At 70.6% G+C, this 20,772-nt stretch carries 17 protein-coding genes and 2 pseudogenes; 7 read left to right on the forward strand and 12 right to left on the reverse strand.

The window, feature by feature from the left end; genetic code table 11:
• Positions 1–836 precede the first annotated feature (836 nt).
• Both ACFYWQ_RS14710 and ACFYWQ_RS14715 read left to right on the forward strand, forming a co-directional pair.
• Positions 837–3,350 carry a DUF6273 domain-containing protein gene (locus ACFYWQ_RS14710; protein ID WP_389516342.1) on the forward strand — a complete coding sequence of 838 codons (2,514 nt, stop codon included), beginning with the start codon at positions 837–839 and terminating at the stop codon, positions 3,348–3,350.
• Positions 3,351–3,709: 359 nt separating this feature from the next.
• Positions 3,710–4,414, forward strand: coding sequence for a GNAT family N-acetyltransferase (locus tag ACFYWQ_RS14715; RefSeq protein ID WP_389516344.1), 705 nt, complete (start codon positions 3,710–3,712; stop codon positions 4,412–4,414).
• Between the two features lie 75 nt (positions 4,415–4,489).
• Here ACFYWQ_RS14715 and ACFYWQ_RS14720 read toward each other — a convergent pair whose 3' ends face one another.
• Positions 4,490–4,810: a sulfurtransferase TusA family protein gene (locus tag ACFYWQ_RS14720; protein WP_389516345.1), complete on the reverse strand. Its 321-nt coding sequence runs from the start codon at positions 4,808–4,810 to the stop codon at positions 4,490–4,492.
• Positions 4,807–5,490, reverse strand: a complete 684-nt coding sequence (locus ACFYWQ_RS14725) for a carbonic anhydrase (RefSeq protein ID WP_389516347.1) — start codon at positions 5,488–5,490, stop codon at positions 4,807–4,809. Before ACFYWQ_RS14725 ends, ACFYWQ_RS14720 begins: the two co-directional genes overlap by 4 nt.
• Before the next feature lie 137 nt (positions 5,491–5,627).
• Between ACFYWQ_RS14725 and ACFYWQ_RS14730 the strand changes: the two genes are divergently transcribed.
• From ACFYWQ_RS14730 to ACFYWQ_RS14740, 3 genes are all read left to right on the forward strand, one after another.
• Positions 5,628–6,413, forward strand: coding sequence for a TIM-barrel domain-containing protein (locus ACFYWQ_RS14730; protein WP_389516349.1), 786 nt, complete (start codon positions 5,628–5,630; stop codon positions 6,411–6,413).
• Positions 6,386–7,114, forward strand: coding sequence for a hypothetical protein (locus ACFYWQ_RS14735; protein WP_389516351.1), 729 nt, complete (start codon positions 6,386–6,388; stop codon positions 7,112–7,114). Before ACFYWQ_RS14730 ends, ACFYWQ_RS14735 begins: the two co-directional genes overlap by 28 nt.
• A 490-nt stretch (positions 7,115–7,604) precedes the next feature.
• Positions 7,605–8,099, forward strand: a complete 495-nt coding sequence (locus tag ACFYWQ_RS14740) for a hypothetical protein (RefSeq protein ID WP_389516353.1) — start codon at positions 7,605–7,607, stop codon at positions 8,097–8,099.
• Positions 8,100–8,327: 228 nt separating this feature from the next.
• On the opposite strand, the gene ACFYWQ_RS14745 is transcribed toward ACFYWQ_RS14740, so the two are convergent.
• Together ACFYWQ_RS14745 and ACFYWQ_RS14750 are read right to left on the reverse strand one after the other, a co-directional pair.
• The gene (locus tag ACFYWQ_RS14745; RefSeq protein ID WP_389516355.1) at positions 8,328–9,452 is read right to left on the reverse strand and encodes a saccharopine dehydrogenase NADP-binding domain-containing protein; all 1,125 of its coding nucleotides are present in this window, start codon (positions 9,450–9,452) and stop codon (positions 8,328–8,330) included.
• 52 nt (positions 9,453–9,504) lie between these two features.
• The gene (locus ACFYWQ_RS14750) at positions 9,505–10,437 is read right to left on the reverse strand and encodes an NADP-dependent oxidoreductase (RefSeq protein ID WP_389516357.1); all 933 of its coding nucleotides are present in this window, start codon (positions 10,435–10,437) and stop codon (positions 9,505–9,507) included.
• Positions 10,438–10,552: 115 nt separating this feature from the next.
• On the opposite strand from ACFYWQ_RS14750, the gene ACFYWQ_RS14755 reads away from it, so the two are divergent.
• Positions 10,553–11,128, forward strand: coding sequence for a TetR family transcriptional regulator (locus ACFYWQ_RS14755; protein ID WP_389516359.1), 576 nt, complete (start codon positions 10,553–10,555; stop codon positions 11,126–11,128).
• 803 nt (positions 11,129–11,931) lie between these two features.
• The gene (locus ACFYWQ_RS14760; RefSeq protein ID WP_389516361.1) at positions 11,932–13,026 is read left to right on the forward strand and encodes a LacI family DNA-binding transcriptional regulator; all 1,095 of its coding nucleotides are present in this window, start codon (positions 11,932–11,934) and stop codon (positions 13,024–13,026) included.
• An 84-nt stretch (positions 13,027–13,110) separates the two neighbouring features.
• Here the strand turns inward: ACFYWQ_RS14760 and ACFYWQ_RS14765 are convergent, their stop codons facing one another.
• The 8 genes and pseudogenes from ACFYWQ_RS14765 to ACFYWQ_RS14800 form a co-directional block, all read right to left on the reverse strand.
• On the reverse strand, positions 13,111–13,323 hold the full coding sequence (locus ACFYWQ_RS14765; RefSeq protein WP_389516363.1) for an AbfB domain-containing protein: 213 nt from the start codon (positions 13,321–13,323) through the stop codon (positions 13,111–13,113).
• Positions 13,324–13,405: 82 nt separating this feature from the next.
• Positions 13,406–13,795: pseudogene (locus ACFYWQ_RS14770) on the reverse strand (hypothetical protein); the annotation flags it as partial.
• Positions 13,796–14,251: 456 nt separating this feature from the next.
• Entirely contained in the window at positions 14,252–14,542 is a 291-nt protein-coding gene (locus ACFYWQ_RS14775; RefSeq protein ID WP_389516365.1) for an RNA polymerase sigma factor, read from the reverse strand.
• A 648-nt stretch (positions 14,543–15,190) separates the two neighbouring features.
• Entirely contained in the window at positions 15,191–15,466 is a 276-nt protein-coding gene (locus tag ACFYWQ_RS14780; RefSeq protein ID WP_389516367.1) for a hypothetical protein, read from the reverse strand.
• A 284-nt stretch (positions 15,467–15,750) separates the two neighbouring features.
• On the reverse strand, positions 15,751–17,652 hold the full coding sequence (locus ACFYWQ_RS14785) for a hypothetical protein (protein WP_389516369.1): 1,902 nt from the start codon (positions 17,650–17,652) through the stop codon (positions 15,751–15,753).
• A gap of 540 nt (positions 17,653–18,192) precedes the next feature.
• Positions 18,193–19,116 (reverse strand): glycoside hydrolase family 3 N-terminal domain-containing protein, encoded by a 924-nt coding sequence (locus ACFYWQ_RS14790; protein ID WP_389517397.1) that lies wholly within the window; start codon positions 19,114–19,116, stop codon positions 18,193–18,195.
• Positions 19,093–19,719: pseudogene (locus ACFYWQ_RS14795) on the reverse strand (MFS transporter); the annotation flags it as partial. The gene ACFYWQ_RS14790 and the pseudogene ACFYWQ_RS14795, both read right to left, overlap by 24 nt.
• A 357-nt stretch (positions 19,720–20,076) precedes the next feature.
• Positions 20,077–20,688: a LacI family DNA-binding transcriptional regulator gene (locus tag ACFYWQ_RS14800; RefSeq protein ID WP_389516371.1), complete on the reverse strand. Its 612-nt coding sequence runs from the start codon at positions 20,686–20,688 to the stop codon at positions 20,077–20,079.
• Between the last annotated feature and the right edge of the window lie 84 nt (positions 20,689–20,772).

Below are 20,772 nucleotides of genomic sequence, written 5' to 3' on the forward strand. Positions count from 1 at the left end.
GCGGCCGATGCGGCGGCGGCCCCCTGGCCCCGCGGAGGGCGGAAGATGCGGATGGTGCAAGGGAGGTGGCCGGGACGCCGCAAACAGTGACGACCCGGGACGAGGCCTGTCCAGAGTGCCGACGAACCTTCCTCGAGCACGGCGGCGCAACCATAGCTTTCCTCTCACGACAGGTCCGTGACTGACTCGCTCGAGGACAAGCGAAGATCGACTTCTGAGACGGCTCTGCTCGGCCCATCAGTCGGCGACGCGACCCTTGCGGTCGATAACGATCGTTAGTGATAGGTCAACGTAATGTCCAGCCTCTTGCCGCACCCAATCTCGCGCAACCGTCCCCACCACGCGGAGGCGCAGCCCGCCGCTCCCCGCACCGGCCGAGGCCGACGCCCGCACACGAGCCTCACAGGCTCCGCCATCGATCGCCGACGATCGTTTCAAGACGGGATCATCTGCGCCGAAGCAGGGTGAAACACCTCTCACAGCGGCCGCGTCGGCTCGTTGAGACTCATTCGCCGTCCGCAATCTAAGCGTGCACAACGCTCTCTTCTCCCCCCGCAAGCGATGGTTCACGTTGGGCACCGATAGCTCACGATGTAACACATTCCAAGCGGCGGCCGGTCAGCCGGATCCTCGGTGACCCGTGTGCAGCACGCGCCTTCCGCCATCCCCGACACGACCGCACCAAGCGTCACGCGGTCATGGAGGCGAGCGCCCGCACCGGAAAGCTCCACCGCGGATGAAGCCGGCCCGCCGCTTTCCGCTCACCCGAGAGGCAAGAAATGCGCAGAACCAATGGAATGGCTCGAACCGGACGAAGCATACGAACGTGCCCGGCCATGTTCACCACGCTCGCGCTGGCCGCGGCCGTGATGCTGACCAGCGTGCAGGCATCCGCTGCGGATGCCCCGAAAGCCACGTACACGATCCAGTGGTTCAAAGGCACCAAGTCCGGACAGTACCCGGCGAAGGCCATCACCAGCGAGACGCGCACCGGCACGGTGGGCAGGAAGATCCAGCTCACCGGCGACGACCTCGACGCCCCGCACGGCTACGCGCTGGACAAGAGACACACCACCGTCGAGTCGGCGACCGTCGCCGGCGACGACTCGACGACCCTCTCGGTCTACTTCAAGGCGGACGAGAAGGCGACCGATCTGTTCCAGCGGGGCAACCTCCTGTGGACGACGACCACCTCCGGCGACCCGGACAAGGACGGGAAGTTCCTGAGCTCCACCACGGCCCGGAACAACCTGAAGGCCATGACGTACTGGTACCGGTCGGCGAAGCTCGGCGACATCGGCGCCATGGACGCGATCGTCAACTACACCTACTACGAGCGCGGCGGATTCGTGCGGGACGACGAATCCAACATCTACACGCCGTACTACGGCGCGACCATGGGCAACAACATCGAGGGCGAGCCGGGGTGGTCCGTCATCCGCCGCTTCGGGCTCATGGCGGTCCATGCGCACCTGGCCGACCTGAACAGCCTCGACAACAGTGGCACCGCGCAGTCCGACATCTACCACGCCCTCGCCGAGTCGTACGCGAACGACGAGATGAAGGCCGTCTACCCCGACATGATCGACTACAGGGCATCGCTGCCGTACTACCTGGCAGCCGCGAAGGCGGAGGGCGACTTCAAGGGCTGGCGGTATGTGGCCGAGCTCTACTGGTTCGGTCGTATCGCTCCCGACAGCGGGAAGACCGCCGGCGAGGAGGCACTCGCGTACATGGAGAAGGCCGCAACCGGCTACGACTCCGTGGACTACCTGAAGAACGACGCCACCGCCAACGCCTATCTGGGTTTCTGGTACCTCAACGAGAGCGGCACCGGTCCGGACCTGCCCGTCCCGCCGGGCGAGACGAAGGTGTCGATGGCGCTGAAGTACTTCACCCGGGCCGAGGACATCGCCGACCACGGCACCATCCGCAAGATGCAGGAAGCGCTAGAGAAGCTCGCCGAGCTCTACGAGACCGGCGCGAACGAGCAGTCCGGCGTGCCGACCACGGCGGATCTCGAACAGGCGCTCGCGGTGTACGACGAGATGCTCAGCCCGGCGTACTACCCCGGCACGCAGGCGTACGTGGACGCCGTCGCCAGGGTCGAGGCGAAAATCGCGGCGATCGCCGAAGGCGGGAAGACCGCCGTCATCCACAACGGCGCGCCCATCACCCTCGACCGCCCCGCGATCGTGCGGGACGGCGAGGTCCTGGTCCCGTCGACCGTGCTGAACTCGCTCGGCCTGACGACGGAGTACGACGAGGCGTCGCGGACACTGACCGCCACGAACGCCGAAACGACGCTCCAGCTCACCGCGGGAAGCGACCGTGCGGTCGTCGTGCACACAGACGTCAAGATGGACGCCTCCGCGCAAGTGGTCGACGGTGAACTGTTCGTTCCGCTCCTGTTCACAGCCAGGACGATCGGTCTCGACACGAGCTACGACACTGCGGTCAACACGGTCTCGCTGAGCGACCCCGCCGCGCCGGCGGTCAGCTCCGACTTCGACGACGGCGACAACGCCGTCGTCACCTTCGGCGGACGGGAGTGGATCGTGCTCGCCCAGAAGGACGACCGTCAGCTGATCGTCGCCAAGGACGACCTCACCGGCGCCGCGTACAACAGCGCGTACAACCCGACCACGGGCCAGGCGCTCTACACCACCTGGGAGAACAGCGAACTCCGTTCCTACCTGAACGGAACGTTCTACGACACCTTCAGCGCCGACGACCAGTCGGAGATCATCAGCACAAGGATCGGCAACACGCCGAACACCGACTACAAGACGCTGGCCGGAAGCGACACTACGGACAATGTCTTCGTGCTGTCGCAGCGGGAATACGAGACCTACATCGGCACCGATCAGGCGCTGGTCAGCGCCCTGAACCCCAAGGCTTCGGACTGGTGGTGGCTCCGAACGCCCGGCGTCGACCAGCGCTACGCCGCCTTCGCCAACTCCGCGGGTTTCGTCGCCTCGTACGGGCGCCTCGTGACCAACCCGCTCGGCGGCGTACGTCCCGCCCTGTGGATCAAGATCCCGGCGACCGACCCAGGCAGCCACCCCACGATGACGGTCGCACAGACCGGCGCGAACGAGCTCACCGCGACGTTCGACCGGCCCCTGGACGCCGCAGCCGCATCGTTCTCGATCGTGAAGGACGGATCGCCGCTGGACATCTCGTACTTCGAGTGGGCCGAGAACTCGAAGTCCGTGGTCTTCACGACGGCGGACGAACTCACCGACGGCAGCTACACGGTCGCCATGGCCAATGTCACCAACGGGAGGACCCTGAGCGGAACGCTGGCGATCGGCAGCGGCATCGGCGCCACGGGTGCTGATGGCTGACGGATGCGAACCGGGAGTGCGACGCCGGAGCGACCCGCGACACCCTGCGTCGCACTCCTGGCCGACACGGCCGCCGCGGCTTCTGCGGTGACCGGCCTGGGATCAACGCCGCAGACGTGCGGGTTCGCGCTGATCGCGGTCGCTTGAACCGCCGGCCGGGAACAGGCCGTATGGTCAGCTCACGCACCGGTCATCAGCAGGCCTTGCGGCCGCCGGGAACCGTAGGAGTGTGTGAGGTGACAGCCGGCTCGCCGGACGGGCTGGTGGCGTGTCCTCGGACGCGGCACCAGCCTTTCGCGCGCGCTGCGTCCGTCGTGCGGGGCGCGGCTTCCTCGCCCATCAGGTAAAGGAACAGCACGATGGTGAACGATGACGCCTTGGCACTGGACGACCCGGTGGGCCAGTCACTCGGCGGTCGGCACGCACATCTCGCCCGGCGGCTCGGCCGGGCCGCCACCTACCTCACGGAAGTGGCGACCTTCTCCTCCGTGTCCACCGCGCCGGACGCGGCGGACTGGTCCGACCTGGCCGCGTTGCTCGGTCCGGGCGCCTTCGCCGACATGTTCGGCTCGCCGGCCGTCCCGCCGCCCGGCTGGGAGCCGGTCTTCAGCCTTGAGGGCCGTCAGATGATCTGGCCCGGCGGTGGCGTGCCCGACCGTTCTCGTGTCGAACCCGACACCGGCGTGCTCGAACTGGGCGCGGAGAGCGTGCCCGAGATGCTCGACCTCGTCGCGCGGGCCGAGCCGGGGCCGTTCCGGCCGCGCACCCACGAACTCGGCACCTACCTCGGGGTCCGGATCGAGGGCACCCTGGTGGCGATGGCGGGCGAGCGCCTCCGGCCCCCGGGCTGGACCGAGATCAGCGCCGTCTGCACCGCTCCCGAGGCACGTGGGCGAGGCCACGCCGCCCGTCTGGTGGGCGCGCTCGCCGCACGCATCGTGGCGCGCGGCGAACGTCCCTTCCTGCATGTGGCCGAGACGAACACCGGCGCGATCGCGCTGTACGAGCGCCTCGGCTTCAGGACCCGCAGACAGGTGACCTTCCGAGGCTTCCGCACGCCCTGACGGCCGGCCGCCCGGTGCGGTTCCGCCTGCCGTGGGACGGGTGCGTCGACACCGCCGCCGACGGGGCCGGACACCTCACCGCTCCCGAGGCGTCTCCGAGTCCTGCCGGAGTGGGTGCCAGGGCGCGTCCGGGTGGGTGGGGCGGGCGCCGGCGGTGAGCTCGAGGGCGTACACCGGGCGCTCGCCGGGGACGGGGCCGAGGTAGGTGTGGCCGGTCATGTGGCACCAGGCGGGGAGGTCGAGCGGTGCGGCGGGGTCGGTGGCGATGACGTGGACCACGCTGCCCGGCGGCGCGCCGTCGATCCGCTTGCGGAGGCGGAGCAGGAGGGTGACGCAGAGCAGGCCGGTGCCGTCGACGGTCAGGTCGGCTCCGGCGGGCGGAGGCGGTGAGGTCATCGGCTGTTCGAGGCCGAGGTGGTGCCGGGGCCCGTGGCGGGGTCCAGTGGGAGATCCAGACCGTGCGAGACGACCGGCCGTACGCTGCCCTCGGCCAGGCGATAGGTCAGGCCGACGACTGCCGTGCGTCCGGAGGCGACCTGCTCGGCCAGGTCCCGGGAGCGGTCCATGACGAGGTCGACGGTGTTGCGGACGTGCGTGGCGATGAAGCCGTCGTCCTCGCTCACTCCGGCGGCCTGAGCGGCCAGCACACTGGGGGTCACCCGCTCGATCACGTCCCGCACGTACCCGTGGGCGGTCGTTCCGTTCTCCACGGCCGCGCGGGTGGCCGCGACGGCCCCGCAGGCGTCATGGCCGAGGACGACGACCAGGGGACAGCCCAGCACGCTCACTCCGTACTCGATGCTGCCGAGGATCTCCGGTCCGACCGTGTGCCCCGCGGTGCGTACGACGAACAGGTCTCCCAGTCCTTGGTCGAAGATGATCTCGGCGGCCAGACGGGAGTCGGAGCATCCGAGCAGTACGGCGTGCGGGTGCTGGGCGGACGCCGTGTCGGCGCGGCGGCCGGCGTCCTGGTTGGGGTGCCGGGGCGTGCCGCCGGTGAAGCGCCGGTTGCCGGCCAGGAGCAGGTCGAGGGCTTCGCGCGGGGTGGTGGGGGTGTCAGGGGTGTCGTCGCTCATGGGCCGCAGGTTACGTCCGGGGCCGGCTCACCGGCATGCCGGGGGTGAGTGACGTGTCGGCGGTGGTGCGCCGTCGGCGTTCGGGCGGCGGAGGCCGGTGGACGGCACGGACAGGTGCCCGGCGTCCGGGCGGGGCCGTGTCCGACGGCCTGCTGATGCCGTTCGGCGACCGGCCCTTCGCCCGTGACCTGGGCGGCACGGTGTCGGGGGCCGACGGTGCGGCGGCACCGTCCAACCAGAGCAGTCCGTTGCTGGTGTCGACCCGGGGCCGGGTGGTGTGGTCGGACAGGCCCTTCGCCCGCTCCTTCGGGGAGGGCACGTTGCGGATATCCGGCCGGCAGGTGCTGGTGTGCCGGGGCGGGTCGACGCTGCGGGAGGCCTGTCTGACCGCCTCACGCCGGTTCTTCCCGCCGTCGGGGCGGGCACCGGCACGGCAGCTGTTCGAGGCCCCGCAGTACAACACCTGGATCGAGTCCCCCTACACGCCCACGCAGCAGTCGGTGCTCGAGTTCGCCGCCGGCATCGTGGAGGCGGGGATGCCTCCCGGCGTACTGATGATCGACGACTGCTGGTCGCCCGACTACGGCTCCTGGTGGTTCGACCGGGGCCGGTTCCCCGACCCGGCGGCGATGATCCGGCAGCTCCATGCGTGGGGCTTCACGGTCATGCTCTGGGTCGTTCCCTTCGTCAGCCCCGACTCCGCGGCCTTCCGCGAACTGGAGGGCCGGGGCCTGCTCGTCCGCGACCGCTTCGGCGACACGGCGGTGCGCCGATGGTGGAACGGGCTGAGCGCGCTGCTGGACCTGACCAACCCTGACGCGATCGCCTGGCTGACCCGCCACCTGGACGCCCTGCGTGACGAGACGGGCGTGGACGGGTTCAAGACGGCGGCGACGTGCGCGACTACCGCGCCGACGACCTGACGTTCCGGCCCGCCGAGCCGGTCGACCTGTGCGAGGCCTGGTCGCGGGTGGGTCTGGGATACCCCTTCAACGAGTACCGGGCCAGCTGGCGCATGGGCGGCCGGCCGCTCGGGCAGCGGCTTCAGGACAAGGGCCCGCTGTGGGGTCCGGCAGGCATCCAGTCCCTGCTGCCCGAGATGCTCGCCCAGAGCATGACCGGCTACCCGTTCATCTGCCCCGACATGATCGGCGGCGGTGAGATCAAGGCCATGAACGCCCAGGGCGACTCCACGGACCAGGAGTTCTTCGTCCGCTACGCGCAGGTCGCCGCCCTCAGTCCCATGATGCAGTTCTCCGTGGCACCTTCCCGTGTCCTGGACGAGGTCCCCCTCGCCGCGGTCCGTGAGGCACTCGCCGTCCGTGCGGCGCCGCTGCCGCGTCTGCTGGAGCTGGTGGACGAGGCGGCGCGCACCGGCGAGCCGGTCCTGCGGCCCATGGCGTACCACGCGAGCGGGGCGGACGACGTCACCGACCAGTTCTTCCTCGGTCCGGACCTGATCGTCGCCCCGGTGACGGAACAGGGCGCGACCACGCGGAGCGTCGTCCTCCCGGCGGGCCGTTGGCGGGCGGACGACGGCGCGGTCTTCGACGGACCCGCACGCATCGACGTACCGTGCGCCCTCGCGCGCATCCCGCGGTTCGAGCGTCTCGGCGACGCCTGAGAGGAGTCGGACCGCCTCCCGTCCGGCGATCGGATGGCCTCCCGTCCGGCAAGAGGGCCGACGGAACCCGTGGACGACCACGACCGGACCGCACTGCCCGAGGGCGGTCCCCCGCAGTGAGCAAGGGGACGTATGAACGACACACCGGTGACGAGCGGAGTCCCGTGGTTCGACGACCGTGGACAGACGGTGAACGCCCACGGCGCCTGTCTGCTGCGCCGGAACGGGCGCTGGTACCTGTTCGGCGAGTACAAGACCGATGACCTCAACCAGTTCGCCGGCTTCAGCTGTTACTCCTCCGCCGACCTGATCGACTGGCGCTTCGAGCGGATGGCCCTGCCGGTGCAGCCCGACGGACCGATGGGCCCCGGCCGTCGAGGGACCGTGGACCTACCGCGGCTTCTTCGCCCCCGACGGCAGCCTGACCTGCAACTCGCAGTGCACCTACGCCTTCACCCTGCCCACCGCCGACGGGGACCTCCCGGTCTCCATGGGCGACCGCTGGTCCTTCCCGCACCAGGCGTCCGCCGCCACCTACGTGTGGCAGCCGCTCCGGATCCACGGCGACACCCTCTCCATCGACCGGTACCAGGGCGCCTGGGACCCGCTCACCGGCCGTCCGGGCGAGTACACCGGCAAGGAGACGGCCATCGGCTTCTCCTCGGCCACCGCGGGCGACAGCGTGGAGATCCCCTTCACCGGCACGCGCATCGTCCTCGTGGGCTCGTCACGGCCCGACGGCTCCTACGCGCGGGTGGAGCTGGCCGACGCCGGCGGAACGGTGCTCTCCTCCCTCTACGTCACCTTCCACAGCAGGGTCCCCGACGACGGGTACCTCTACGTCAGCCCGGTCCTTCCCCCGGGCGACCATCTGCTGAGGGTCACCGTGCTCGGCGAACCCACCGAGTGGAGCGACAAGAGCGGGGCACGCTTCGGCTCCGTCGGCACCCACGTCTCCGTCGACCGGGCCGTCGTACTCCCCTGACCCGTCTGCGGGCCGGCGGCGGGCCGAGCCGGCTGCTCCCCGGCTCCACCCGATCCACCCGCTCCACCCGCTCCGGCCCCGGCCGGACCGCGGACGTCCGGCCGGGGCCGGGGCCGGAACACGGATGCCCGGCCACTCGTCCGCGCCCGCGGGTCCCCAAGGGACCCTCGCCGTCACCGGAACCGTTCACCGCGGCGCGGGCCACCACCCGTACTTCGTCGGGGGCGATCATCTGTGCTTCGGAGTATCGATCGCGGTGCGCGTTCTTCGCCGACCACATGCGCGACGAACGCCGCCTGCCGGCAGCAGGTATTCGGCGCCGCACGATTCGGCGAGGGCAGGGCCGAAGAGGGCGGCCGGGGTGTATGCGCCAGGCCGGCCCTCACCGGCCAGCAGAAGCCGGGCGATCTCTGCGGACACTGCTCCGGTGTACTCCTGTGCGTCGCCCAGGCGCAGCCAGCCCTCTCGGGTCTCGCCGTCCGCCCAGGTGACGACGGCGTGCCCCCAGGAGTGATCACGCGGCCGTTCCTTCGCCTTGACGCGTACCTGCGCGAGGCGGCGTGTGGCGAACGAGCGCAGTCGCTCCCACTGCATGAGCGTGCTCACGGCCGGCATCATCGCCCGGATCACGGGCGAGGACGGTGCCTCGCTGGACGCCGAAAGGACATGGCGGGCGCCGCTCGCCCGGTGAGCCGCAAGAAGTTCGCCCAACGGCATGCTCGCCGTGGTCACCTGCGATCTGTCCGGCAGGGTGAGACGCACCACATCGCTGAAAATCCGGGCGGGCGCCAGACGGCTATCAGTGATCCGACGGCCTTCGAGGCCGCCCAAGAGGGTGCCGATCAAGGCTTCACCGGCAGTGCCTTCCTCCATCGCCATGGAGGGCACCATGTCGACCCGGACCCGAAGCGGTGCGGGACGGCCCTCGCACAGCTTCACCACGACGCTCTCGGTGGCGGTCACGCCGAACCCGGCGCCGGTGACCAGCGTGTGACCCGCCTGGGTGGCCGCGTCGTGCATCTCGAACGCAGCGGAGAGCGCCGCGACATCGTTCGCCAGGTCGATGTAATGGCTGCCGACGGCACGGCAGGCGTCGACGACCTCAGGGGCCGTTGCGGTGAACGGCCCAACCGTGTTGACGACCACGCCGGGTCGTCGCTGCCGGATTTCCGAGGCGGCGGTGGCGAGGGAAGGAGCCGGCAGTGTTTCGCTGCCGGTCCGCTCCGCTGCGGCGTACAGGCGGTTCGCGTCCCGGCCGACGAGGACGGCCGTCAGGCCGCGCCGGGCGAGCTGCGCCGCGATGGTGCGGCCGCTGCGCCCGGTGCCGCCGAGTACCCAGATCTGTGCACTCATTCGAAGAGCTCCTGTAGTGGGGGTGAAGCCGACGGCCGGCCAGAGGTGAGCATCAGTCGGTCGTGATGATGAGCTTGCCGCCCTTGGGTGTGCCGTCGCGCTCGAGTTCGGTGAGCGCCTTGATGGCCTCCGTGAGTGGCACCGTGCGGGCGATCGGCACCCGCACGGTGCCCTGTCCAGCGGCGCGCGCGACCTCCTCGAGATCCTCTGGCGAGGCCTGGGCGACCAGGACGCGGAAGGGGCCTGGCAGAGCGGCCTTCACGAACGTCGCGGGCGTGGGATGGAGGCCGATGATGCGCCCGCCCGGCTTGAGCAGCCGCTTCGCTCCTTTGTCGGACAGCGTGTGGGCGGTGTCGAGGACGATGTCGAATCGGCCGCTGAGCGCCTCCGGGTCGAAGCCGAACTCGACGATCGGGTCGATGCCGAGGTCGCGGGCGTCCTGCGCGGCGGTGGCGCGGCAACTGCCTCCCACCGAGGCGCCGCGCGCCAAGGCGATCTGAGCGGCGGCTCGGCCGACTCCGCCGAGGCAGCCGTTGATGAACACGGTTTGCCCAGGCTGTAGGTTGCCCTTCTTCGTCAGGGCCTGGAAGGCGGTGAGCCCGACGGTCGGAATGGCGGCGGCCTCCTCGAAGGAGAGACGCGCAGGCTTCTTCACGACTGCCTTCTCGTCGGCGACGACCACGTCGCCGAAGGCCCCCGACGCCTTGATCGATGCTCCGCCGAGCACTTCGTCACCGACACCGAGTCGGGTGACGCCCGGTCCGACCGCCTCGACGACGCCTGCGAAGTCATGGCCCAGCCCGCGGGGGAAGGTCCGCCCGGTCACCATCTTCAAGGCGCCGTTGCGGAGCCCCCAGTCCATCGGATTGGCTGCCGCGGCCCGCACGCGGACCAGGACCTGACCGCTACCGGGCCGGGCCGGCTCGAACTCCTCCAGTCGCATGACTTCGGGACCGCCGTACTGGTGGTACTGGATCCGCTTCATAAACGCCTCCCCAAGTGATGTCACCTCGTGACGTCACTCTAGCACCTTCGATGTCACTAGGTGACATCAAGCGAGCGGTGGCACGGCCCCAGATGACCTCACCTACACTCGCGGCATGGGACGGTGGGAACCTGGGGCCAGAGAGCGACTTCGCGAGGCCGCGCTGGAACTGTTCACGGAACGCGGCTTCGAGCAGACGATGGTGGCCGACATCGCCCAGCGCGCCGGCGTCACCGCCCGCACCTTCTTCCGGTACTTCGCCGACAAACGCGAGGTACTTTTCGACGGCTCGGCCGACCTGGCGAAGCAGGTGCAGGACGTCGCGGAAACGATGCCGCCCACGGCATCGGCGCTGGACGTCGTCGCTGCCGTGCTCGACGCGGTGGCCCAGCTCGCGGGCGACGACCGTGATCGCGCACGGGCACGCCAGGCAGTGATCACGGCCAACACCGATCTCCGCGAACGCGAGCTGATCAAGCAGGCGGCCCTGACAGCCGCGCTGACCGACGCCCTGCGGCAGCGAGGTATCGGCACCATCGAGGCCAGCCTGGCCGCCGAGACCGGCAGCGCCGTGTTCCGCGTCGCCTTCAGCCAATGGGGCGACGCCACCGAGAACCGCGACTTGCGGGACGTCATCCGCGAGACCCTGACCCGCCTTCGGATCCTCACCGCCGCTACCGCCGCTGAATAGCCCCGCACCCCCGGGCGAGTTCCGCCGCACATCGACGTCGGCCAATTCTCGCCCGGAACGCGAAGAACACGATCCGCTGATGCCGTCGGCGAAGTCGGCGGCGGCGTTCCGCGAGGACGCGTGTCGATCCGGGCACTGGCGGCGGACGCGGCGGGCGAGGGCTCGGACCGAGGCGATGAAGGCCGGCGTGACGGCCTCGTGTCCTCAGTGCGGGGTGGTGTGGACGGTCGGTTTCGACCGCCCGTTCTCCGCGGTCCACCGCTCTCCCGCCTGCCGCAAACGGGCCTGGCACACGCGACGCGCGCCCTCCGGCGGGGTGCGAGCCTGCGCGTTCGGTGCCGGTGGGGCTGCTTCGGGCGCCGGGGTAAGCGGCCTCCAGTGGCAACTTGGGGACGTCGGCCTGGCGTATTCGACGGTCCGGGACTACCGGTGGGTGGCCTCGCGCCGGCCGAAGGAACGCCGGCGGACGGGCGTCTCCCATAGAGACGCTGGCCTACCGGGCCGAGGTGCCGGCCCCTACCACCGCGACCCTGCGCCTGCCGGCCACGGAGCCGGACGGTGTCCGTGCGGGCCGCACACCACTGACCCCGCTCGACCAGAACCACAAAGTTGAAGCGTTTACACAGCAGGCGACCGTATCTCCCGGGGGACAACGCGCCGAAAGGGCCGCCGTTCGCGCCTGGAGAGCCGACGCTCCGAACGAGAAGGGCTCCCCACCGTCGCCCAGGTACGGTAAAGATGCCGACATGCCATAATCGCGGACTGAAACGCTTACACGACCGACGACGACGGCAGGAGGGTGGATGGTCCGCCGCCCCGCCCCGAAGGGCGGAGACCGCCCGGCGACGATCCGCGATGTCGCACAGCACGCCGGCGTCTCGGTCGCCACCGTCTCGCGCATCCTCTCCGGCAGCTACCCCAGCGCTCCCGCGACCCGCAGCAAGGTGCTGCGCGCGGTGCGCGAGCTGGACTACGTGGCCAACCCGCACGCCCGGGGACTCGCCGGTGTGCAGCCGAAGAACGTGGCCATAGTGGTCAACTCGGTTGCTTCGCCGCATTACGCGCACGTCGCCCAGGGAGTGCAGGAACAGGCCGCCAAGGCGGGGCGGGTGTGTCTGGTCGGCACCACCGGCGGCGACGCCGAGCAGGAGCTGGCACTGGTGCGGCTGATGCGCGAGCGGCACGCCGAGGCGCTGATCCTCGTCGGAAACGTCGTCGTGGACGACGCCTACCGCGAGCGCATGACCTCTTACGCCCGGTCCCTCGCCCTGGTCGGCTGCCACCTGGTCCTGTGCGGCAGGCCTTCGCTCGGCCCGGACGTGCCGGCCATCGTCGTGGAGTACGACAACACCAGCGGCGCCTTCGGCATGGCCAACCACCTCATCGACGCCGGGCACCGTCGCGTCCTGTTCCTGGGCCGGCGTGCCGGGTACTCCACGCCGGAGAGCCGGATCGAGGGCTACCGTGCCGCGCTGAAGGCCCACGGTCTCCCGCTGGAGCCGGAGTTGGAGGTCGACGGCACCATGGAGCGCGAGGAGGGACACCGGATGATGAGCGAACGGCTCGCCGCCGGTCCGCGGGACTTCACCGCCGTGATGGCGGCGAACGACGAGATCGCGGCGGGTGCCCGGCAGGCTCTGCTGGAGCGGGGGCTGCGCATCCCGGAGGACGTGTCGCTCACCGGCTTCGACGACCTGCCGCCGGCCGCCGACATCGGCCTCACCACGGTTCACGTACAGCACAAGGAACTGGGCCGTACCGCGGTACGCCTGGCGCTGGAGAGCGACGCGCCCGGCACGCCCCAGCACTTCCTGCTGGGGACCCGGCTCGTCGTCCGCGACACCGTCGCGGCGCCGTCGCGGAACGTACCGCGCCGTGCCCGTGCGGCGGCGGACTGACCTCGTTCGGACCGCACGCGAGTACACCCCGCCGCACGCCCAGGGAGCGGTCGCGCCCCTGGGGGTCGGTGTGCGGCAGCAGGCTCAAGGATTCACGAACCGGAACGACCTGCTGTCCGCGTACGCGCCGTCGGCCCCCTCCTCCGGGTCGAGCCACACCTTGTCGTCGTCGCGGTGGAGCAGGTAGGAGAAGGGGCTGTTGAAGGCGAACAGGGCCTTGGAACCTTCCTCGGAACCGTTGCGGACACAGCAGGTGGCGTCGGCGCGGAAGACGACGCTGTCGTCGTTGGACCCCACCTCGACCGTCCCTTTCCTCCCCCGCATGGCGCAGGTAGGAACCGTCGGAGTACCGGAAGGAGTAGCAGCCACTGCCCATCAGGCCGGGGACGACCGTGAAGGTCAGCCGCTGGTCGGTGAGCGGCACTCCGTCCGCCGCCTCCAGCAGCACCACGCGCCCGTCCCGCACACCCACGTAGAAGCCGGGCCGTGCGGCCGCCTCCAGGGCGTGCAGGCCGAGCAGCCCGGTGGGAGTGCCGACGGTGGACGTAGGGGTGGGGTCGGGCGACGTCGGGCTCGGTGACGGCGGCCGCGAGGAGGAGCCGGCCGAGGGAGTGCCCGACCGGGACGGTGCGGAGGCGGACGCCGACGGGGCGGCGGACACGGTCCCCGGGGGAGTCGCGTGGTGTTCCGCCCGGGGTGCCCCGTGGTCGGCGAGCCCGTACCAGAGTCCGACCCCGGCCAGCGCCAAGGTCCCTGAGGCCACCGCCATGACGGGACCCTGCGTGAGGCGGCCCGCCGTCCTCGCCGCACGCCCCGCGCCGCCTCCGCCCGGCCGGGGGGCCGGCCCGGTGCCGGCGGCGACCGCACCACCACCGCTCTTCGCGCCCGCCACGGGTGCCGACGCGGCCCGGGCAGTCACAGACGTGGCGGCTCAGGCGTTTGCGCCACAGGGAACCCGGGCGGCTGTCCCAGGTGGAGAGGGTGCGTGTCAGCTCGGGACGACGAGGCGTGGTCGCCAAGGCGCGCACCACGGCGCGGGCCGCCTCCAGCCGTTCCTTGACGCGCTGCACACGTACCGCGGCCTGCTGGGGACTGAGCCCGCCTTCTTCCGCCCAGTCGCTGCGGCTCAGCTGTCCGGCGGCTTCCATCCACCACAGTGCGAGGGTCTCCCGGTCGGTCTCCTCCAGCCAACGCGTCGCCTCCACCGCCTCACGGCGCTGGCCGGTCAGGTCGAGCCGGAGGATCGTGAGGTCGGCGAAGTCCGCCTGCGGGTCGGCCCGTGCGACGGCGTCCTCGGGCAGGCCGGTCCGCGGACCGCTCTGCCGGTCTCTCCACCAGTCACGCACCTGTCGAAGGCCGATGGCGACAACCAGGAACGGAACCGGTCCGGCTGACGCAGCGCGGGCAGACCGCGCACGGCACGGAGCATCGTCTCCTGCACGACGTCGTCGACATCGGGATGGCCGTCCATCGCCCGCCCCACGATGTTGTAGACGAGCGGCAGGTAGTCGGCCACCAGCCTCTCCAGAGCTCGCTGGTCACCGTCCGCGGCAGCCGTCACCCGGGCCACGTCCGTGTCCGCAGGTCGCCCAGCATCGCGCGAGCGCACGGGCGCACCGTCCCCTCGATGTCGTCCTGTGTGGTGATGCACGTCACATTGAAAGAGGTTCTGAGATTTCTGCGATGGCGGCGCCGGCATCAGGTCTCCCATGCGTAAGGCATCGATCCGAGCGTTCCGCGGAGAACGGCACGACACGCACCGCCGCGTCGTTCCCGCGTGACACAAACAGGAGAACTCCCCGTGCACCCCAAGCACCGTCGTCGTAGGGCACTCTGGTGGTCCGTCGGTATGGGCTCGGCCGCCGTGGTCGCGTCCGTCGCCCTGCTCACCGATCTGTCCCCCCTGAGCAACGCGTCCACCGACCAGCCCTCGGCAACAGCACGCACGACGACGGCACCTACACCAAGCTCAACTCGGACGTCCTGACCGGCGGCACCAACTTCACCGACACCACCGCCGACCTCACGGCGGACAACCGGTACCGGGTCCGGCCGGTCGTCGACGGGGACGAGCGGACCGCGAGCAGTCCCTTCACCCTCACCGCCGACCACGCGCAGGAACCCGTCGTCCGCGTCCCCCTGCGCGACGGCGCGGAGATCAAGTTCACCTGGGTCGGCGACCTCGACGGGGACGGGCGGCGACCTCCGCCTTGCCGTCCCCGTCGAAGTCGTAGACGGTGACGCCGTCCCGGTTGCCGGTGTCCAGACCGGACGAGCCGCCCTCGATGTTGTTCAGGTCGAGACTGTTGTCGCCCATGTCCATGGACCACAGGAAGGTGCCGTCGCTGCGGTACGCCTCGACCCGGCCACCCTGCGCCCGCGCGTGTCCGCGCCGTTCCGCCGGCTCGTGCAGGCGGGGCGCTGACTGGACGAGGAGCACAGGATCGTCTGGTCCCTGTGGTGGCTGGAGGCGGCGGGCGAGCTGACGCGCGGCGACCTGGTGAGCGCCCTCGGCGCGACGCCGGACGCCGTGGAGTACCGCGTCCAGGCGCGTCTACGCGGCCGACCGGTCCCAGCGGTGGTGGCTCAGCTACAACGACGGCATCACCAGCCACCGTTCGCTCGACGGCGCGCTCGTGCGCTGCGTGCGCTCAACCGCTGACGACCGAGGGGTGCGGGCACCCGGCGACTGAGCCCACCGCCCGCTGTCCGCACCCCGGCCCGTCATCCGCCGACGTAGGTGATGTTCGGCCGCGGCGGGTCGGACATGCCGGCGCCGAGGTAGTAGTCGACGTGGTGGGACTGCATGTAGCCCTTGAAGGTCATGGCGTTGCGGTAGGCGGGGTTCTGGGCGAGCGTGTAGAGCCGGGTGTCGGACGGCTGGTCCGTGGTGAAGAGGATCAGCTCGTTGTGGTCCGCGTTCGTGTAGACCGCCTCCTCGCGCCAGTCGCCGATGATGTCGCCGACGAAGGTGGGCTGGACTCCCTGGCCGGCGTTGACCGCGCCGTACTTCCAGGTGGTGACCAGTCGGGGCAGGCTGGAGCTGGACGACGGGTTCTCCGGGTCCCATTTCTCGATCTTGCCGGCGTTGAGGAGTTCCCGGGTCACGTCGCCGTCCCACCACAGGCCGAGCTGGGGCCAGGGGGCGAGTGAGGTGTCCGGTTCGGTGAGCTGGTCGGTCCGGGCGTTGTAGACGCCGGAGAAGGACCACACCTCCATGCCGGAGTGGCGCGGGTCGATGTCGGCGGCCATGCCGCGGCCTACGTCGACGACGTCGTCGCCGCTGTGCTTCCAGATGATGGTGCCGTCGGTGGCGTCGTAGTAGTACTCGCGCAGGCCACTGACGTTGTCCTGCTGGACGCCATAACCCTGGAGTCCGCTGCGTGACGGGTCCATCTTGGCGATGTCGAAGCGGTCGCCGTGGACGATGCCCTGGCCGGCCAGGTTGTAGCGGAGGCTGCCGTCGCCGTCGAGGGCGAAGCCGATCTCGGCGATCTCGTCCTTGCCGTCGCCGTCGACGTCGATGGCGCGGGTGTTGTGGCCGTCCGCCATCGTGCCGTCGTTGCCCTCGCCGCGTTTCCACTTCCACTGCCGGCTGACGCTGGAGCCGTCGAACTCGTAGGCGGTGATCATGCAGTTGAAGTCGCCGCTGTCCTGCCGGTTCTTCATGAACGCCACCAGGCTGGGCGTGACGCCGTCGAGGTAGGCGACGCCGAAGCGGGCGCCCATCGGCCCGTCGGACAGGTAGTCGTCGGGCACCGGGGTGGTGGCGCGTGCGGCGCCGGTCAGGCCGTCGAGGATGGCGATGAACTGGTGCTCGTCGTCGCCGTAGGTGAACTGGGTGCCGTCGCCGAAGGTGACCCCGTCGGCGATGCGCAGGGCGACCTCGGCTCTGCCGTCGCTGTCGAGGTCGTAGACGGTCACGCCGTCCCAGTTGCCGACGTCGACGGCCGACGAGCCGGGCTCGATGTTGTTCTGGTTCTCGCTGTTGGGGCCGAGGTCGGCGCTCCACAGGAACTTGCCGTCACCGCGGTACGCCTCGATCGACTGGGGTGAGGTCTGGCGGTCGATGACGAAGTCGTAGATGCCGTCGCCGGTGAGGTCGCCGACCCAGACGAACTTCACGGCGCCCCCGTCGCGCAGGGGCACACGCACCGCGGGTTCCTGCGCGTGGTCGGCGGTGAGGATGAACGACCCGCTCGCCGCGCGCTCCGCGCCGTTGATCACCGGGCGGACCCGGTATCTGTTGGCCTTGGTCAGGTCGGCCGTGCCGTCCACGAAGTTGGTGCGGTCGGTGAGGACCGCGTCATTGATCTTGAGGTACTCGCCCCCGTCGGTGGAACGGTAGACGTTGAAGCCGATGTCCTCGGGGTCCAGCCCCAGCAGACGCCAGCTGACCAGCACCTCCGTGCTGCTGGAGCGTACGGCCACCACGCCCCGGCCGAGGTTCTCCATGGGCCGGGGTGCGGCGGCCTGCGCGGCCACCGGGGCCGTCGCGGGTGCGGGTGCGGGTGCGGGTGCGGCTGCCGGTGAGGTGTCCAGCCGAGTCAGACAGAGGACCATCGCTGCCGCGGCGGACGCGGTGACGGTCAGCCGGCGGGCACGCCGTCGTCGTGTGTGGTGCATGTGGGGTTCTCCTTGTTGCCATGTGCCGAGGAGAGAAGGGCGGCGCATGCCCGCCGACCGAAGGGTGCTTCCCGAGCGCGAGGGGCCGCACGAACGGGGACGTCGGCGGGTGCGGTGTGGGGTGCGTCGACGGGGAGCAGACAGCCCTGCGGTCACCGACCGGTGCGGAGAGGTCGGGCATGACGAGTACCGGCTTCGGCTGCGCAACGGATGTGTCAGCCAAGTGACCACGGAGTTAAATCGCTTACATTGCGACTGAACCATCAGGTCAGGTACGCGTCAATAGTTCGGGATGTAACTGGTGAGGAACTCACAGGAAGCGAGTCGGCAAGGGGAAGCGTTTACACGAAGAAGGCGTCCGGCGCTGCAGCGAAGGGAGCTCGCTGCCACGCCGGACGCCTGATGGGTCGTCACTCACCCGGTGGGCGGCGGAGCGTGCCTCAGGTCAGATGGCCTCCCCCACCAGGGCCAGGCACTGGAAGGCGGCCAGGCCGAACTGGGCGCTCACCTCGGGCAGGTCCACCAGGTCGAGCAGCTCGGTCAAAGACATCGCGTTGGCGGACAGCGGCGCCTCGTCGATGTCGTTGAGCACCGCGGGCCCCTCGATGCGCTCGGTGGTGCAGCGGTGCGCGTCCGGGTAGCCGGCGTGCCCCGTGCGCAGCAGTGATCGCCGCCGAACTGGTCGACGCCCGCGTCCAGGGCACGGGCGATGCGCTCGGCCGGGGTCAGTGCCTCCAGGCCGTAGCCGTTGGGCCCGAAGGGCAGGCCCTCCAGGAGGGTGCCGTCGATGACGTTCCAGTCGGTGAGGACGATGCCGTCGAATCCGAGCCGCCCGCGCAACAGGCCCTGCACGACGGGCTTGTTGAGGCGAAGCCCACCTCGTCCCAGCCGTCGACTCCGATCGGCGGCCGTAGTAGGTATCATCTGGGTCACGCCCGCCTCGATCGAGGCCCGGAAGGGGCCCAGGTGGAGGGCCTCGGCGTGACCGGGATACACCTGGTCGGGGTGGCGGGGGTCGTGGGCGTCCTCCCCGTCCTTCTGCGGGCCGCCGCCGGGGAAGTGCTTGACGATCGCGGCGACGGAGTGTGCGCCCAGGTCGTCGCTTCCGCGCAGTCCCCTGATGAAGGCGGCGGTGAGGCGGGCGACGGTGGCCGGGTCCTCCCCGAAGGTGCCGTAGCCTCGCGCCCAGCGCGGGTCGGAGAAGATGTCGGCCATCGGGCCGAGCGCGACCTGGAATCCCAGCGCGAGGTACTCCCGGCGGACGGTGTCCGCGTACTTCGCGACGCGCCGCTCGGCGTCGGGCAGGGCGGCGAGGCCGGGGTGCTCGGGCCAGCGGGACAGCAGCTCCATCGTCTGGCCGGTGGCCGGGGAGGAGAACACGCCGTGCCGGGGGTCGGTGGACACGGTGACGGGGATGCCGAGGCGGGTGTCGGCCGCGAGTTCGGTCGCGACGAGACTGGCCACGGTGGTGATCAGGGTGGCCACGAAGACCCAGTGGGTGACCTGCCGGTCGTGCTGGCCGAGGCTGTCCGACAGGTAGTAGGCCATGTCCGTGGAGATCGTGGCGTAGGCGCCCCACATGAGGAAACGGGAGAGCCAGGCCCAGCCGAAGCTGGGGTGCTTGACCGGGTTGAAGACGAGGAGGCCCAGGAAGTCGCGGACGGTTGTCCTCGTGGTCTCTTCACGGGTGATCCGCCGGTCGCGCCCGTGGACGAGGAACGGCACGAGCAGGGCGGCGCCGACGACGGCCGGGGCGAGCAGCATCAGCGGAGTGGAGGCTTTGAACAGGTCCACCAGGTAGGTGCCGGCGAGCAGAGCGAGCGGTGACGCGAGCGCCAGGACCGCCGAGACGGTGCCCATCTGCCGCTCGGGCACCTGGTCGGCGAGCACACCGTAGACGGCGGCGGGGATCGCGTTGTACCCGGCCTGGGTGAGGCACCGGCCGAGGACGAGTTGCCAGGAGGTGGCCGCGCCGGCGACGACGGACAGGCCGACGATGCCGAGAGCGGTGCCGGCCACCATCCAGGGGCGGCGGGCGCCGAAGCGGGACGTGGTGCGGTCCGAGAGGAGTCCGAAGAGCGGGGTTGGCGATCATCGCGACGGCCGCGCCGAGCCCCATCGCCCAGGACAACGCGGACACCTTGTCCACGCCGTCCATTCCCTGGATCTTGACCGCCACCGAGACCATGGTCGGGGCGAGCAGCCCCAGCCAGGCACCGAACAGCGCGAGGAAGTGGACCGCGACGAAGGTCCTGGGGACGGTGTCGGGACCGGCGGCTCCGGTGGGCGCTGACACGGGCGGGGCTTCGGGCGAATCGGTGGCGGGCATGCTGAAGCTCTCCTTCGAGCGGTACCGCGCGGCCCTCTTCGCGGAGGCGGAGGAAGAGGAGACGGGGGGTGTACGAGAACTGAGGGGTGGGGTGCCTACGCGTGCGTTCCGCACGACTCCCGGACGACGAGTTGCGTGGGTACGGAGGCGTTGGCGGGCACGTCGCCGCGCTCCAGCGCGTCGAGCAGTATCCGTACCGCGGCCCGTCCCATGCGCCGGAACGGCTGGTGGACGGTGGTCAGGGGCGGGAACGACGCCCGGGCGACGGGGCCGTCGTCGAAGCCGACCACCGCGATGTCGTCGGGGACCCGCCGTCCCGCGATGTGCAACTGGCTGAGGACCGCGAAGGCGATGTCGTCCCAGGCGCACACCACGGCGTCGGGTTCGGCGGCGAGAACGGCGGCGATCTCGTCGCTGGTGGGTTCGGTGCGCTCCGGCAGGGCCACCAGTTCGGGCACGCAGGGCAGTCCCGCGGCGCGGAGGGCGTCGAGGTAGTCCTCGAAGCGGGCCTGGGCGAAGGCGCTGTCCATCTGGCCGCCGATGAAGGCGACGCGCCGCCGGCCGTGGCCGGTGAGGTGGGCGGTCGCCTCGCGCATGCCGTCGCGGTTGGTGGTCCCGACGTACGGGATGCCGGGGCGCCGGCCGCGGTCGTCGACGACGGCCACCGGCATCCCCGAACGCGCGAGGTCGCCGATGTGCCGCAGCACTGGGAAAGTGTCACTGCCGGCGAGAGGCTGGTCGTTCACGCCAAGAGGTCCGACCGGCGCGGCGGACCCGGCCCCCACCGCGCG

It is taken from the genome of Streptomyces sp. NPDC003247 (assembly GCF_042888135.1).
GTDB lineage: Bacteria > Actinomycetota > Actinomycetes > Streptomycetales > Streptomycetaceae > Streptomyces.

What these genes read in the sequence shown, in the direction of transcription:
- ACFYWQ_RS14710 (WP_389516342.1), top strand. Translation starts at nt 837, where the DNA reads ATGTTCACCACGCTCGCGCTGGCCGCGGCCGTGATGCTGACCAGCGTG.
- ACFYWQ_RS14715 (WP_389516344.1), top strand. Translation starts at nt 3,710, where the DNA reads ATGGTGAACGATGACGCCTTGGCACTGGACGACCCGGTGGGCCAGTCA.
- ACFYWQ_RS14720 (WP_389516345.1), bottom strand. Translation starts at nt 4,810, where the DNA reads ATGACCTCACCGCCTCCGCCCGCCGGAGCCGACCTGACCGTCGACGGC.
- ACFYWQ_RS14725 (WP_389516347.1), bottom strand. Translation starts at nt 5,490, where the DNA reads ATGAGCGACGACACCCCTGACACCCCCACCACCCCGCGCGAAGCCCTC.
- ACFYWQ_RS14740 (WP_389516353.1), top strand. Translation starts at nt 7,605, where the DNA reads ATGGGCGACCGCTGGTCCTTCCCGCACCAGGCGTCCGCCGCCACCTAC.
- ACFYWQ_RS14745 (WP_389516355.1), bottom strand. Translation starts at nt 9,452, where the DNA reads ATGAGTGCACAGATCTGGGTACTCGGCGGCACCGGGCGCAGCGGCCGC.
- ACFYWQ_RS14750 (WP_389516357.1), bottom strand. Translation starts at nt 10,437, where the DNA reads ATGAAGCGGATCCAGTACCACCAGTACGGCGGTCCCGAAGTCATGCGA.
- ACFYWQ_RS14755 (WP_389516359.1), top strand. Translation starts at nt 10,553, where the DNA reads ATGGGACGGTGGGAACCTGGGGCCAGAGAGCGACTTCGCGAGGCCGCG.
- ACFYWQ_RS14760 (WP_389516361.1), top strand. Translation starts at nt 11,932, where the DNA reads ATGGTCCGCCGCCCCGCCCCGAAGGGCGGAGACCGCCCGGCGACGATC.
- ACFYWQ_RS14785 (WP_389516369.1), bottom strand. Translation starts at nt 17,652, where the DNA reads ATGCACCACACACGACGACGGCGTGCCCGCCGGCTGACCGTCACCGCG.